This window comes from Phycisphaeraceae bacterium, from assembly GCA_019636555.1.
Classification (GTDB): domain Bacteria; phylum Planctomycetota; class Phycisphaerae; order Phycisphaerales; family UBA1924; genus JAFEBO01.
The window spans coordinates 3,539,320-3,553,814 of the sequence record JAHBXH010000001.1 but is presented as its reverse complement, the minus strand read 5'-3'; the positions used below and the strand labels follow the sequence as shown (position 1 = coordinate 3,553,814).

General features: G+C 64.1%; 11 protein-coding genes. 5 read left to right on the top strand and 6 right to left on the bottom strand.

The window, feature by feature from the left end:
• The first annotated feature begins 99 nt into the window (after positions 1-99).
• Together KF691_15290 and KF691_15285 are read left to right on the top strand one after the other, a co-directional pair.
• A complete protein-coding gene (locus KF691_15290; protein MBX3390812.1) occupies positions 100-1,278 on the top strand; it encodes a hypothetical protein in 1,179 nt (392 codons plus the stop codon).
• A gap of 35 nt (positions 1,279-1,313) precedes the next feature.
• Positions 1,314-2,228, top strand: a complete 915-nt coding sequence (locus KF691_15285) for a hypothetical protein (GenBank protein MBX3390811.1) — start codon at positions 1,314-1,316, stop codon at positions 2,226-2,228.
• Between the two features lie 57 nt (positions 2,229-2,285).
• Here KF691_15285 and KF691_15280 read toward each other — a convergent pair whose 3' ends face one another.
• The 4 genes from KF691_15280 to KF691_15265 all read right to left on the bottom strand — a co-directional run bounded on the left by KF691_15280 (position 2,286) and on the right by KF691_15265 (position 7,986).
• A complete protein-coding gene (locus KF691_15280) occupies positions 2,286-4,187 on the bottom strand; it encodes a hypothetical protein (GenBank protein ID MBX3390810.1) in 1,902 nt (633 codons plus the stop codon).
• A gap of 210 nt (positions 4,188-4,397) precedes the next feature.
• Positions 4,398-5,477 carry an extracellular solute-binding protein gene (locus tag KF691_15275; GenBank protein MBX3390809.1) on the bottom strand — a complete coding sequence of 360 codons (1,080 nt, stop codon included), beginning with the start codon at positions 5,475-5,477 and terminating at the stop codon, positions 4,398-4,400.
• Positions 5,478-5,498: 21 nt separating this feature from the next.
• Positions 5,499-7,349, bottom strand: coding sequence for a hypothetical protein (locus KF691_15270; GenBank protein ID MBX3390808.1), 1,851 nt, complete (start codon positions 7,347-7,349; stop codon positions 5,499-5,501).
• 163 nt (positions 7,350-7,512) lie between these two features.
• Positions 7,513-7,986 carry a hypothetical protein gene (locus KF691_15265; protein ID MBX3390807.1) on the bottom strand — a complete coding sequence of 158 codons (474 nt, stop codon included), beginning with the start codon at positions 7,984-7,986 and terminating at the stop codon, positions 7,513-7,515.
• A gap of 68 nt (positions 7,987-8,054) precedes the next feature.
• On the opposite strand from KF691_15265, the gene KF691_15260 reads away from it, so the two are divergent.
• The 3 genes from KF691_15260 to KF691_15250 all read left to right on the top strand — a co-directional run bounded on the left by KF691_15260 (position 8,055) and on the right by KF691_15250 (position 10,999).
• A complete protein-coding gene (locus KF691_15260; protein MBX3390806.1) occupies positions 8,055-8,534 on the top strand; it encodes an MOSC domain-containing protein in 480 nt (159 codons plus the stop codon).
• Positions 8,531-9,988 carry a tRNA-dihydrouridine synthase family protein gene (locus tag KF691_15255; GenBank protein MBX3390805.1) on the top strand — a complete coding sequence of 486 codons (1,458 nt, stop codon included), beginning with the start codon at positions 8,531-8,533 and terminating at the stop codon, positions 9,986-9,988. The genes KF691_15260 and KF691_15255 overlap by 4 nt, the downstream gene beginning before the upstream one ends.
• Positions 9,989-10,093: 105 nt before the next feature.
• Entirely contained in the window at positions 10,094-10,999 is a 906-nt protein-coding gene (locus KF691_15250) for a DUF481 domain-containing protein (GenBank protein ID MBX3390804.1), read from the top strand.
• Positions 11,000-11,020: 21 nt separating this feature from the next.
• Here KF691_15250 and KF691_15245 read toward each other — a convergent pair whose 3' ends face one another.
• Together KF691_15245 and KF691_15240 are read right to left on the bottom strand one after the other, a co-directional pair.
• A complete protein-coding gene (locus KF691_15245) occupies positions 11,021-13,372 on the bottom strand; it encodes an HDIG domain-containing protein (GenBank protein ID MBX3390803.1) in 2,352 nt (783 codons plus the stop codon).
• Positions 13,372-14,328, bottom strand: coding sequence for a PhoH family protein (locus tag KF691_15240; GenBank protein ID MBX3390802.1), 957 nt, complete (start codon positions 14,326-14,328; stop codon positions 13,372-13,374). Before KF691_15240 ends, KF691_15245 begins: the two co-directional genes overlap by 1 nt.
• Positions 14,329-14,495 lie beyond the last annotated feature (167 nt).

The following is a 14,495-nucleotide window of genomic DNA, read 5'->3' as shown; positions in this document are numbered from 1 at the left end:
GGGTAGACCGGAAGAGAGACTCCGCGCGCCGAGCGCGGCGAGCTTTGCATTCGGGCGGGAGAGGGAATTCGGTGCGGAGCCTTGGCGGAGTGTGTGCGCGTGCGCGAAGCAAAACTCAAAGTCTTGATGGCGGGTGGTGCAATTGCCGCGGCATCGTGGATCGGCGGCTGCGCGGGATCCGGCGAACAGAAGGCGCAGGCGAACAAGCCGAGCGATGTGAACGCCGGTCTCAACGCGCTGGCGCGCGGCGATCAGCCGACGCAGGAAGAGCTGCAGAAGTTCATCGAGCGTTCGGCGATCGACATGGAAGAATTGAAGCAAGCGCAGGCCGAGCGCGAGCGCCGGCTGGCGCAGGCGCGGCTCGCGCACGCGGAATTGCCGGAAAACAAGCCCGTGGAAGCCGAGGCTGCTCCGGCGCCCGCCGAGAGCGCCGCGTCAGCCGAGGCGCCGGCGCCGAGCCTGTCGCTGAATGCCGAAGCACGCAAGGCGGAACAATCGACGCAGGATCGGGTGAAGGCGCTCGCAGCGGAACTCCGCCGGGCGATCAGCGACAGGGCGGATGATCCGGAGAGCGCGATGCCCAGGTATCTCGCGCTCGCGATGCTCGAGATGCTGGCGGCGAGCGAACAGGGCGTCAACACCGACGGGCTTTCGCTGCCCGCGCTCGATAAATTGACGGACAAGGAACGGGCGGCAATCAACTCGGTGCGCGATCTGCTGGAGGCGCTCGCGAAAGATCCGGCGTCGGCGGGCGATCCGCAGCGAGTGGCCGAGCTCTTTGCGCGCAGCATGGAGGCACTCTCCGGCGCTCAGAACGTTCACATCGCACGGGCCGAGCTGTGCAGCAAGGTGGAGGCGTTCGGGCGGTTCAAGCCGTTCGAAGGAACGCAGTTTCTCGCGGGGCAATCCAACCGCGTGATCGTCTACACCGAGGTGGAGAAGTACGCGTATCGCGATCTTGCGGGCGACGGCGCGAATTCGGGCGGCGACCGCTGGTCGGTCGAACTCTCGCAGGAGCTGCGGCTCTACAACGCCGACGGCAGCATGCTCGCGTGGCGCAAGCCCGAAGAGACGGTGATCGAGAAGTCGCGGAACAAGCGCCGCGATTTCTTCATCACGCAGATGATCGAATTGCCGCGGACGCTGACGGTGGGTCCGTACAGCCTGAAGGTGATCGTGCGCGATCGGGTGGGCGGCGGCGTGAGCGAAGCGGTAATCCCGGTCAGTATCGTCGCGGATCGCGCGCTCGTGAATGCGGGCGAGTCGAAGACGCAGTGATGACTCGGATTGCCGCGGCGCGGTAGGCTCGGATCGTGCCCGAACTTCCGGACATCGAGGCGTACATCGGCGCGCTGCGGCCGCGGGTGATCGGTCGCGAGCTCTCGCGTATCACGATCAAAGGTCCGTTCCTGCTGCGAACATTCGAGCCGCCGATCGAGGAAGCGGAGGGGAAAGAGGTTGTTTCAGTCGAGCGTCTCGGGAAGCGGATCGTGCTGGGCCTCGCGGACGAATTGTTTCTCGTGTTGCATTTGATGATCGCGGGCAGGCTGCTGTGGAAAGCGCCGGGTGCGAGGCCGAGCGGCAGGATCGATCTCGCCAGCTTTGATTTCGGCGATTCGGGCGTGCTCTTGCTGACAGAAGCGAGCCCGAAGAAGCGGGCTTCGCTGCATCTCCTGCAGGGGCGAGCGGCGCTTCGAGCGGAAGATCGTGGCGGCATCGATGTGCTGAAGTGCACGCCGGCGGAGTTCGCGAGCGTGCTTCTTTTGGAGAACCGCACGCTCAAGCGCCGCCTTACCGATCCGCGCGCGTTCAGCGGCATCGGCAACGCCTACAGCGACGAGATTCTCCACGCGGCAAGGCTCAGCCCGGTGAAGCTCACCCGTGCGCTCGGCGCGGAGGAAATTGAACGTCTCTGCGCGAGCGCGAAGAGGGTGCTTTCGGAGTGGTCCGATCGGTTGCGATCGCAATTCAAAGACCGATTCCCCGGCGTCGGCGACATCACCGCGTTCCGCCCCGAGTTCGCCGTGCACGGCAAGTACGGCAAGCCGTGCCCGGTCTGCGGCAGTCCGGTGCAGCGGATTGTGCACGCGGAAAACGAGACCAACTACTGTGCGACCTGCCAGACCGGCGGGAAAGTGCTCGCGGATCGCTCGCTCTCGCGCCTGCTGAAGGACGACTGGCCCCGCACGATCGAAGAGTGGGAGAGCGACGTGGGCGGGGCTGAATGAAAACCCCGCGCCGGAGCGCGGGGTTTTTCTTTGCAAGCCCTGATTGTGCGAATCCGATCAGCGCGCGGTGAGCACGCGGTCTCCCTGCATGTGCGACGAAACAAGCCGTTCGAGGTCCGCGAGACGCGCCTTCAGATCGCGCGTTTCCGCTTCGAGTTCTTTCACTCGGAGGGAATCGGCGCTTTGCGCTGGCGACGCGTGAGAAGCGTTGAGAATCTCAATGCGGTTTTCGGCAAGGTTTCCGAAGTCTTCGGAAGAGCCGCCGTACCACATCGGGCGCACGAGCACCAGAATCTTTCCGGGCTCGTTCGCGTCTTCCATCGCGATGCCGAGCGACATGCCGGGTCCGTTCTGCCTCATGGCGTGGCCGGGGGTCGGGCTGCTGGTGAGTCGATCGCCCGCCCGGATGACTCCGTAGCCCGTGTCAACCTTGCAGGGAACCCGACCGAGCATCGCGATGGGGCGCCACTCTTGCTTGGCGCGCGATTGCAGCATGTTGCCGACCGCGTTGAAGCCCCACTGATCGCCGGCGTAGTACATCTCTTCCTGCAGGCGCGAGAGTTCGGAGTCGGAATCCTGAACGGCGCTGATGCCCATGCCGCAGACAAACGCGGGCTTGGTGGAGACGACGCCGAGAAGCATGGCCTGACCGGGGCGTGTGCTGCGCTCGACGTGCTCGCTGTTCGGCCCGCCGATCGCAAGGGCGACGACATCACCCGCCTCGAGGTCCATCTGTCCTTCGATCGGCCGGAACGCTTCCGCAAAGTCGAAGGCGTTGGTGGTGACACCGGCGTCGAGTTCCAGATTCGCCTCGTTGGTGCTCTGCATCCGCATCAGCGGCGTGCCGAAGATTTCGGCGGCGTTGGCGTTCAGGGCGAAGACGCCTGCGTTCGGGCCGCTCTCGTTGTTGTCGGTGTCGATGCGGATCGTGATGCCGCCGGTGGATTGGATATCGCTGAAGCCGTCGGGGTCTTCGACGGTGATGTTGCCCTGGATGTGGATGCCGTCGGAGAAGACGAATCGATCGACCGAGTCGTCCCAGCGGAAGTTCTCGCCGGTATCGCTTCCGTCCTCGCGGAAGTAGATGACGCCGTCCTGATCGGCTTCCTGCGAGTGAAACATCATGTTCCCCTGCACGAGGATCGTGCTGTTGCACTCGAGATCGTCCGTGATGTAGACGTCGCCGACGTTGTTCATGCCGCTGGAAGTCGGGGTGCCGGAGCCGAAGCGGCTAAACGACTCCGAAGCGCCGATGCTCAATGTTCCGACGGCGATCGGGCTGCCGAAGGCGGTCGCGTCGCTCACCTCAAAGCGGTCGTCCGAGTCGTCCCATCCGATCCATTCGCTGGTGTTGGAACCGTTGTTGAAGAAATAGATCGTCTGATCGGCGTCGCCGCCCGAATTCGGGCGCATGAAGAGCGCTCCCTGCAGCAGCACGTCGTCCGCGGCGGAGTCGCCGAGCTGGAGCTGCAGGTTGCTTCCGGCGATGGTCAGCTCGGACGTCGAACCGGTGACGATCCACGTGCTTTCATCGATCACGGTCGTATTGCCAAGGCTGTTCGCGCGATCCGCGTTGATCGCAAATGGAGCGGAGTTCAGCCTGGTTCTGGGCAGCACGGCGGTGCCGTTGACTTCAGTCTGCACGTACAGGATCTCGTTGTCCTTGAGCACATCTCCCAGATTGGTGTAGACCGGTCCGCCCGCGGCATCGATGACGGCGGTGCCAAGGTCGACCGTGAACACGCCATTCGAGACCGCCGTGCCGGGCCGGCTGATGCTGCAAATCTCCGTTCCGCCAACCAGCGCGGTGAAGAGCCGGAAATTCAGGTTGAACGCACCATTCGCAGCGACCCCGCCATTGGTGAGGCGCCCCTGATAGGTGACGATGCCCAGCGGCGGAGCCGCGACGGCGAGTCCTGCCAATGACACAAGTCCGGCGACAGCGAAAGCGCGCATCATGGGTCAACTCCTTTCTGTTCGAGCCGGCCCGCACGTGCGCCGGCGGTCCCGCAAGGGCTTCGCGCTTCGGCGAATTGCGGTGCTCCTGCACGCTAACCATGGGCAGATCAAACTGCAACAAAAACCCTGATGTTCCGGGTGATTTCTGAAAAGCGGGTTTGGAGTGTGATCGCTTTCAGCGGGCGCCGTTTCATTTTCATGAAGCGAACTTCACGGCTCCGCCCACACGCGCTCGAAGATCTCGACCGCCCTTGTTTCGCTCGCGGCGACCTTTGCGAAATCCGGCAGGCTTTCGTGACCTGCGGTTTGAAGTTCGCTCGGCGCCGGCCAACCCCCTTTGAGCGCTGCACCGCTCGATACGAACAAACGCTGCACAGGGTCGGCCAACAGGAACCTCACAAAGTCCTGCGCGAGCGCCTCGCGGGAAGCGTCCGAGTCTTTGGATGGATGCGCGACGAGTGCCGCGACCTGCGGCATCATGAGTATCGCGCCTTCTCCTTGCGAAGGCGCGCTCGCGTCGAGTTCGGCCGTGCCGCCGCGGAAGTCGACCGGCCATTTCTCGGCTTTGCCGGCGGCGACATCGTCCGAGTCGGTCAGACCCGCGCTGATTTCTCCTTGCGCGATCGCCTGCACGACCATCGAGTTGCCGTCGTAGAGGCGCGCACCGTTTGCTTTGAGCGCGCGGACAAACGCCTCGTATTCCGTTTCGCCGAATTGCGTCAGGAGCGCCGCCATGTGCGTGCGCGTCGTTCCGAACTGCGGTCGGGCGAGGCCGATTTTTCCCATGAATTCTGGTTTGAGAAGATCACCGAGTCTTCGCGGCGGAGTTTCGTTCTCGAATCGTCCGGTGTGATACGCGATCACCCGCGCCCGGTACGCGAGCGGAAGCCACAAAGGCTGCGAGGGATCGATCGAGGCCGGAATCGGCCTGAGAACACCGGACTGACCGAGCCGGATGACCCCGATCGGTTCGCTCGCCCAGAAGACATCGGCCTTCGGAGATTCTTTTTCGTCCATCAGCCGGCGAACGAGGCCGAACGTTTTGGTTGCTTCGGTGTCGCCGACGATCAAGATCCTCGCGCCGGTCTGTTCTTCGAACAAACGGACGATCGGCCGGAAGAGCGCATCATCGGCAGAGACATACAGAACGAGCCTGTTCTCGGGAGCAGCATTCGCTTTCGCTGAATCGCGCCCGCAAGCGGCGAGGAAGCAACTCGCAAGTCCGCCCAGCGCGGCGACGATCGCGATCTTGATGCACCGCCGGTTGGACTGCACGGAACGTTCGTTCATGCTCGATTCGTACGCGCCCGATTACGTGCCCGAAGGCTTCGGCGCCTCCGGTTTGGAGTCCGCGGGCTTCGGATCAGGCTTGGCGCCCGACTCCGTGGCGGGCTTGGCGGCGGCGTCCACGGCTTTCTTCTCGAGCGTGCCGAAATAGGTCTTGACGGCTTCCTGATACTCGCGCGGCACGCGCATGGCCTCGAGTGCTTCGGCGGCGGAACCCTTTGCCGTCTCGACCGCCGACGCGAACTCTGCCGCGGACTCGCCTCGCACCTGCTCTCCATACACAAGGCGCGTTCCGATGATCGGGCCGCCCTGTGTGTTGCTGTTGGCTTTGCGCTTTTCGGTGCGGTAGTCGGCGGCCAGCTGCTCGGGGCTCTTTCCGTCGCCGCGGCCGGGGCCGCCGGAGCCGCTTCCGTTTCTGTTGGTATCTCCCTCGCGCCACAACCCGTTCTTGGCGTTCTTGCAATTGCCGCCCTTGCAATCGCCCCCGTTCTTGCAGCCGTCGCACTCGCCTTCGGCTTCGCACTTGCCGCCCATTTCCTTGAGCTGCTGCTTCGCTTCGCTCGCAGCGGCCTGGAGCGCCTGGGCTTCCTGGGCCATCTGCTCCATCTCGCTCATCTGCTGGCTGAGCTGCTGCATCGCCTGCTTGCCGGCCTCGCTCATTCCTTCCTTCGACATGCTCTGAGCCATCTGGTTCATGGACTGGCTCATGTTCTCGCACTGGCCCATCGACTTCGACATCGCCATCGCCGACTCGATCATCTTCTTCTGCTGCTCGGGCGACATGTTCTTCATCTGCTCGAGAGCCTTCTTCACGGCCTCGGGATTCTGCGCGGCCTGCTTGGCGAGCTGCTCGGCGGTCTTCTTGTCAACTCCGGCCTGCTGCATCAGGTTCTTCAGTTCTTCCTGCTTGGAAGCCTGGTCTTTGAGCTGCTTGGCGAGCCCGTCGAACTGCGCCTTGACCTGCTCTTTTTCCTGCGGAGAAAGCGAGGAGTCTTCGAGCTTCTTCTGGAGCTCCGCGAGATTCTCCTGCGCTTTCGAGAAGTCGCCCTTGGCGAGATTGCGTGAAAGTTCCTGGAGAGGACCGGGGCCCGGCTGCTTGAGCTGCTTGAGTTGATCCTGGAGGCTCTTGAGTTGCTGCTGGCGCTCGCCGGACTGCAGTTGATTCAGGCGATCGTTCACGTCGGTGAGCTTCTTCACCGCGGCGCGCCGGATCTCATCAGGATTCACTTCGGTCGGCGGCTTTCCGGTCGTGGCGTCGTCCTGCCCTTCCTTTTTCATCTCGACGCCGGCTTTCGCGAGCATCTCGGCGAGCTTGTCTTCCTTGGCTTTGACTTCGGCCTTGACCTGCACGATCTCCTGCTGGTGATCCTGCGCTTCGTGGCGCTTGGCGAGCAAGCCGAGCAGGTCGTAGCGGGGGAGGCTCATCCAGAGGATGCCGACGCAGAGCGCCGCGAAGACTGGCACGTACCAGCGCTGCGGAGCTTCGATCGGAATCGCGTGCGCGACGCGAAGTTTTTTTGCCTTTTCTTCCGCGCTCAAGACGACCGCCTTTGCCCACGAATCGCTGTTCTTCTCGACGCAGAGCGCCGTCGAGAGCGATTCGCGAAGCCCGGCCCTTTCATCGAGGACACGTGCCGCGGCGATTTCACGGTGGCGCTTGGCGATGGACCAGATGAACGCGGCGGCGAAGGCGATGCCGAACGCAACCCAAGGGGAGAGTTTCCAGTTGATCGCGACGCCGAGCAGGCGATCGAGCAGCGTGGCGATGAAGAGCGCGACGATCGCGAGCGTGATCAGCGTCGCGAAGCGGGCGATGAATCCGACGATGAACAACCTGATTGACGCCGCCCGGACCGCGTCCTTGACGTGTTGCATGGCTCGTCCTTCCCGACCGTTTCCCGGCGTGGTCCCCTTCGGGGATGCTCTCGCGTTCGGTTCTACGGTCGCCACACCCGATTCGTTTCGAAACCGACCCTACTTGAGCGCCAAATTCTAGGAGAATGTTCGGAGAATCATCGGCGGGGTTGCGGCGTGCCGTCTATTCGTCGGCAAAGCTCTGGACGGTGACCAGCCCGATGATGATCGGCTTGGCATCCTCCGAGGCGCCGGGGGCCGGGCTTTGTTCGACCTGGCAGAGCACGACAGGGTCTGGAATGTCGGACGCCCAGAATCCGCCCTCGCGGAACGGTTCCCCGAACTCATCGCGAAATTCCCGAAGCGGCAGGGAAACCGATTGGCCGACTCCGATCGGTGTGGTGATGGGTCGGCTGAAGCGGCGATTGAGCCAGATTGTTCCCGGACCCAGAGGCGAAGCGGTGGTGTTCGTGAAGTCCAGTGTCTTCGAGCGCCGGAAGACCTGGACGTCGATCGTGGGTCCGGCGGGAAGCTCCTTCGGATACGGGCGTGCGTAGTCCACGGGAGGAACCGAACCGCAGGCCGACAACATTGCGGCCAAACCAGCGACGAGCAGCGGGGGCAGGAGCATTGAGTTGGCGCACCGGGCGGTCTTCATGATTCCGCCAGAGAGTACCCGCTCGGAGCGCGCCGCGAAAGCCGCGTCGAGAGCGCGAACAATTCGGTATGGCGCCGTCGGTCCACCAGATCAGTGTTTCCAAGGGAGGCGTGCCGAAGCTGCCCGTCGCTTCCGCCCGAGTTCTGGTTGAAGGCGTCGAAGGTGATTGGCAGCGCGACCGGAAGCATCACGGCGGACCGGATCGCGCGGTGTGCCTCTTTCCGCTGTCGCTGATCGAGAAACTGCGGGCGGAGGGGCATCCGATTTCTCCCGGGACGATCGGCGAAAACCTGACGCTGGCGGGAATGACGACGCAAGAGTGGGCGAGTCTCGCGCCGGGCGCTCGGCTTGCCTTCGCCGGTGGTGTTCGACTCGAGATCGTTTCCTTCTGCAATCCGTGTTCGAATATCCGCGACTCGTTCCGCGATCTGCAATTCACGCGGGTCAAGCAGGATCTGCACCCGGGCAGTTCGCGGTTGTACGCGCGGGTGCTTGCGGAGGGCACGATCGAGACCGGTGAAGCGCTCACGATCGAGGCGTCCGGATGAGCACGCACGCGGCAAGGGTTTCGGACGAACTCGCGTGCGAAGGTGCGGAGGAATCGCTCGCATCGTGCGACGTGGGAGGCAACGCGACGGCTCCCTCGCCGGCGATCGCGCCGGGGATCGAATCGATCGATGCGCGCGGCGCGGCGGCCGAAATCGCGAGCGCGCACGGCGGGACAGGAATCGACCCGCGCATCCCGGAGCTCGTGCCAGGGTTTGATGCGCCCTTTTTTCAGGCGGGGCTTGCGGGGTACAGCGATGCCGCGATGCGGATCATCGCGAGGCGGCACGGCTGCCCGTTCTGCGTGACCGAGGCGCTGCTCGATCGGACGTTGCTCGCGGGCGGGCGAGGATTTGCGAAGGCGGACCTGGGCGAGATCGCCGACAACGTGCCCGGCGGGGATGAGGATCATCCGCTGGCGGGGCAGATCATGGGGAGCGACCCGCGCGAGATGGCCGCGGCGGCGCTGAAGATGATCGAACAGGGCGCGCGGAACGATCGCGCGTACCGGGAGCTTGCGTACGTCGATGGAAAATTTCCGGAGCCGGGCGAGCATCTGCGGTTGCCGGGCGGATTCCAAGGTGTCAAGGTGCCGAGGTATCAAGGCGCCGAGGGTGAAACCAAATGCCAAGTTCGCGGCGGTTCTTCTCTTGACACCTCGCCTCCTCGAAACCTCGACACCTCTTTCCAGGTGATCGATGTCAATCTCGCGTGTCCGGTGAAGAAGATCAAGAGCAAGGCGCGGGGCGGACACTGGCTGGCCGAGCCGCAGGGCGCGATCCGGATTCTCGAGGCGGTGCGCGAGGCGGTTCCGAAGGAGATTCCGTGCGCCGTGAAACTCCGGCGCGCGTTCGACGACACGCCTGAGATGGCGGAGAACTTCGAGCGGATTTTCAGTGCGGCGTACGAGATGGGGTATGCGTGGGCGACGGTTCACGCGCGCACGGTTGAACAGAGATACGTCGGCCCGAGTCGGTGGACGTTCTTCCGCGAGCTGCGGGCAAAGCACCCGGAGAAGATTTTTTTCGGCTCCGGCGATGTGTGGCGCGCCGAAGATATTTTTCTGATGATGAAGTACGGGGGCGTGAGCGGCGTGAGCGTCGCGCGCGGGTGCATCGGCAACCCGTGGATCTTCGCGCAGGCGCGGGCGCTCATGCGAGGTGAACCGGCGCGCCCGCCGACGATCGCGGAGCAGCGCGCGGTGCTCGACGAACACTTCCGTCTGCTGGTCGCGGTGAACGGCGCGATGAGGCCGGGATCACCGACCGTTTCGCCGGACGGGACGCCGACGTGGAGCGAGAAGCATGCAGCGCGGCTGATGAGAAAGTTCGGGGTGCGGTTCAGTGCGCATCATCCCGATCGTGAGCGCGTGAAACAGAAAGTTGTGCGTGTCACCAATCTCAATGATTGGCGGCGCGTACTCTCCGAACATTACGGCGAACCGGGCGCCGTCTGAGCGCTCCGCTTCACAGTCGAGGCTGCCCGCGGACGCTCAGACGTTTTTGCTCCGTTCGCCGGTGCGGCAAGGACATGCCGCCCGCCACCCATTCTGGAGGTTTGCATGAGAAAGGTGATCTTTTTCCTTGTTTTCGTCGGCACCCTGATGGCGGGCGTGCCCCGAGTCGCTGCCCAGGACAAGCCGGCGTCACCTCCTCCCGCGGAGCAGCAGGCGCCCGCATCGCCGGCGACGGAGCCGAAGGCCGAAGCGCAGCAGATTTCGACGCAGCAGGCGGAAGATGCCGCGGTCGCAGATACGGGCGAGGGAGCGGCGGCTGCGCCGAAATCGAAGAAGAATTTTCTGGGTCTGCCCGAGGGCTGGAGCGGCGCGGTTGAGCTCGGACTAAGCGGCTCGGACGGCAACACCGAGAACTTCAACATGCGTGCCGCGTTCGATCTTGCGCGCAAGATCGGGCTGGCATCGACCGAGCTCAACCTGACGTATCGACATTCTGCCGAAGGCGGCGACGTGACGGCGAACCGCTTTGTCGCGGGGATCAATCATGATCAGCGATTCTCCGAGACCTCGCGGTGGCGGTGGTTCGCGACGGCGCTCTATGAGTACGACGATTTTCAGGATTGGCGTCACCGGCTGACTTTGGGTACCGGTCTCGGATACGCGTTCATCGAGGACGAGAAGACAAGGCTGATCGGTCGAGTCGGTGCGGGCGCGAGCAAGCGGTGGGGCGGCGCCGACGAGAGCTGGACTCCGGAAGGAGTCCTGGGGATTGATCTCGAGCACAAGCTCTCGGAGCGCACGTCGGTGTATGCGCACGTGACGTATCTGCCGGACATGTCGGAGCTCAGCCAGTACCGCATCAACTCGAGCGCGGGCCTGAAGATCCTCGTTGATCCGGAATTGGGGTTGAACCTGCACGCGGGGTTCGAAGATCGGTACGACTCGAACCCCGGTCCGGGCAGCCGGCGCAACGACATCGACTACTTTGTGATGCTCGGCTGGAAGTTTTGAGAACGCGATGAACGCGCGTGATCAGACTGCTTTGGCGGTGCCGGTCTTGGGTTCGACCGCCGCGGGCTCGGGGTAATCGATCCGGGTGTGATGGATCCCGGACAGGGTGCGCGCGACGCTCTCGGCGATGCGCGAGAGATCGCGGAGTGTGATCTCGCAATCTTCGAACTGTCCGTCGAGCAGACGCTTGTTGACGATGGTCTGGACGAGTGCTTCGAGGCGGGCGGGGGTGGGATCGGAGAGGGCGCGTGCGGCGCTCTCGACGGCGTCGCAGATCATGAGGATCGCGGCCTCGCGCGTCTGAGGTTTGGGGCCCGGGTAACGGTATTCGATCTCGTCGGGGACGTGCACGTCCTGTTCATCGAGCCCTTCGCGATTGGCCTGTTCGAGCGCGCGCTTGCGGGCGCGGTGATAGAAGAATTCGACGAGTGTGGTTCCGTGATGGCTCTCGATGAAATGCTGGATGGAGCGGGGGATGCCGAAGGCGCGCGCCATTTCCATGCCGTCTTTCACGTGACCGACGACGACGAGCAGGCTCATCGCCGGGGTGAGCTTGTCGTGCTTGTTGGGTCCGCCTCCCTGATTCTCGACGAAGTACTCGGGCTTGTTCATCTTCCCGATGTCGTGGTAGAGAGCGCCGACATAGGCGAGGAGCCCGTTGGCGCCGATCGCGTCGGCGGCGGATTCGGCGATGTTGGCGACCGCGAGGCTGTGGTTGTAGGTGCCGGGGGCGCGCATCTGCATATCGCGCAGCAGGGGCTGCTTGGGGTCGCGGAGTTCGATGAGGGTCATGCCTGTCGTGATATCGAACAGGCGCTCGATTGTCGGAAGGAAGAAGAGGAGCGAGCCACCGAGCGCGACCGTGGCCATGCCGGCCGTGATCGAGTCCCAGGTGACCTGCCAGATCGCCGCGGTGCCGAGCGGACGCTCGATGAACCCGACCAGCGCGGTCGCGAGGCCGACGGCCAGCCCCGTGACGAGCGACATGCGGATGACGGTGGCGCGATCGCGCAGGTCCTTCAGCATGAAGACGGCGCAGCAGACGCCGAGCAGGATCACGGCGTAGGAGCCCGCGCTCTGGTTGAGGGCGAGGCAAACGAGCAGCCCCTGCAGCACGCCGAACGCGAGCGCGACGCGCTGGTCGTAGGCGATACAGAGCACGATCGCCACCATGAGCGTCGGCAGAACCGAAAGCGTCGGGGCGAGTTCGGGCTTGAGGGCCGTGCCGATGACGGCGATCGCGAGCGCGGATGCGAGCAGCGCGCACACACCGATGATCCGGCCGCTGCTCCTGCGGATGCGCTGAGCAAAGAGCGCGGTGTACGCGATCATCGCGAGCGTGATCGCCGTGACGATGGTGGCGATGGCGCCGTCGCGCAGCCAGACCCGCCATTTCTCGGCGTCGCGCTCGAACGCGACCATCTCGGCTTGGAACAGGCTGAGTTCCGACTCCTTGAGCGTGTCGCCCCGCCGGAAGATCACCTGGCCGACCGGGCTTTCTGCGATAACCGGCTTGACCGCGTTCGCCGCGGCGTCCTGCGCGAGCGCCGTCGCGTTGCCGTCGAGGCGGAAGGTCGGCTTTGTCAGCTGGGCGATGCGCTCGACGATGACCGGGCGCACGGCGGCGGAAAAACCGGCTTCCCGCGCGAGTGAGTTGACGGTCTGGCGAAGGTGAACGGGGTCGCCCAGGTTCATGACTTCGCGTCGGGATACGCCTTCGACAATCGCCGTTTTCTTCGAGGTGGGCTCCTCAAACGTCAGCGTGATCTGCGTGTGCAGCCCTTCCTGGGTTGCGCGCTGCCAGGTGCCCGCATCCAGAATGGGCATGCCGCGAAGACCCTTCATCAGCTCGCCGACCATCGCGACCCACTGGGCGGATGGCTCGCCGTTGACCGCCTCGCTCTTCACCGCGGCGAGCGAATCCGCGGTCAATGCGAACTGCTCTCGGATCCCGGGTTCGACCTGATCGAGCGATTGCACCCGCGCGAGCGTGCGAGGCAGATTTTCCAGCGAGCTCTTGAGTTCCTGCAGCGCCGCCATGTCTGCCGCAAATATGCGTGGTGTGCGCTGGCGCGCCGCTTCGCGCGCGGTCTTGGTCGCTTCGAGGTCCTCGATCGCGAGCGGCACGCGGACGAGACGCGTGTCGTTCATCACCCTGTTGACCGCGACCATCGGCTGCCGGCGCGCCCAGACCGCGAGCGCCGTCGCAACGAGCACGAAGCACAGCGCGACGAGGATCGCGTTGGTGATGCGGGGCGTCGCAAACAGCGGAGACAGCGCGGATCCGATGGAATCCAGCAGCCGCGACGAGGCGCGGTGGCGCTGCCGGATCAATTCGGCGCGGGAAGACGGCTTTCCCGAATCCTGCGGCATCAGGCTTTCTCTCCGTTCAGGTGCGCCGCGGAACCCGCGGCGTCGTCGCCGTACGCCTCGATGATCCTTTGAACGATCGGATGGCGCACGACGTCCAGCTTCGTGAGTTGCGAAAACCCGATTCCCGGCGTTCGCGACAGTCGCCGTGCGGCATCGATCAGGCCGCTCTCGCGCGGATCGGGCAGGTCGATCTGCGTCGTGTCCCCGGTCACGATCATCTTGCTTCCATGGCCGAGCCGGGTCAGGAACATCTTCATTTGTCCCTTGGTCGTGTTCTGCGCCTCGTCCAGAATGATCACGGCGTTGTTCAGCGTGCGTCCGCGCATGTATGCCAGGGGAACGACTTCGATGACATCGCTCGCCATGAATCGCTGGATCGTGCCGAAGTCCATCATGTCGTGAAGCGCGTCGAGCAGCGGACGCAGGTAGGGATTGACCTTCGCCTGAAGATCCCCCGGCAAATAGCCGAGTTTTTCGCCGGCCTCGACGGCGGGGCGCACCAGAATCAATTTGCGGCAGCGATCTGTCTTGAGCAGATGGACCGCGGCGGCCACAGCCAGGTATGTCTTGCCCGTTCCCGCCGGCCCCACGCAGAACACCAGATCGTGATCGCGGATTGCCTCGACGTAAGCCTGCTGGTTGGAGGTCTTTGGTCTGACGGGTCGGCCCGCCGAGAACACGGCCAGCCGTCCGTCCCACTCTTCGAGCGAGGGTCCCGCGACTGTCGGGTCGTCGAGCGTGCCGTTCGAGCCGGACTTGGCCCGGCGGTCCTCTGCGACCGTTTCATCCGAAATCAGGTTGAGAACTTCCTGGCGGCTGAGGGCGGAACTCTCGCCGTTCATTTCCCCGAGCTTTTCCAGCACGCGGCGGGCGATCGAAACAGGTGATCGATCTCCTCGAACGTACACCGTCGAGTCGCGCGACGTGATGCTTACTCCGAGCGCTTCTCGGAGCATCTTGAGGTTCCGTTCCGACGATCCCACCACGCTGACGCGTCGAGCGCCGGTGGGTACGCGAACTGCGATTTCAATGCGGTCGGACTGCGGCAAGGCGATCCATTCCGATGGCAACCCGTCGAGGGATCGGGAAAACGGGGTGCATCCGATCGAGAAGACCCGGACGG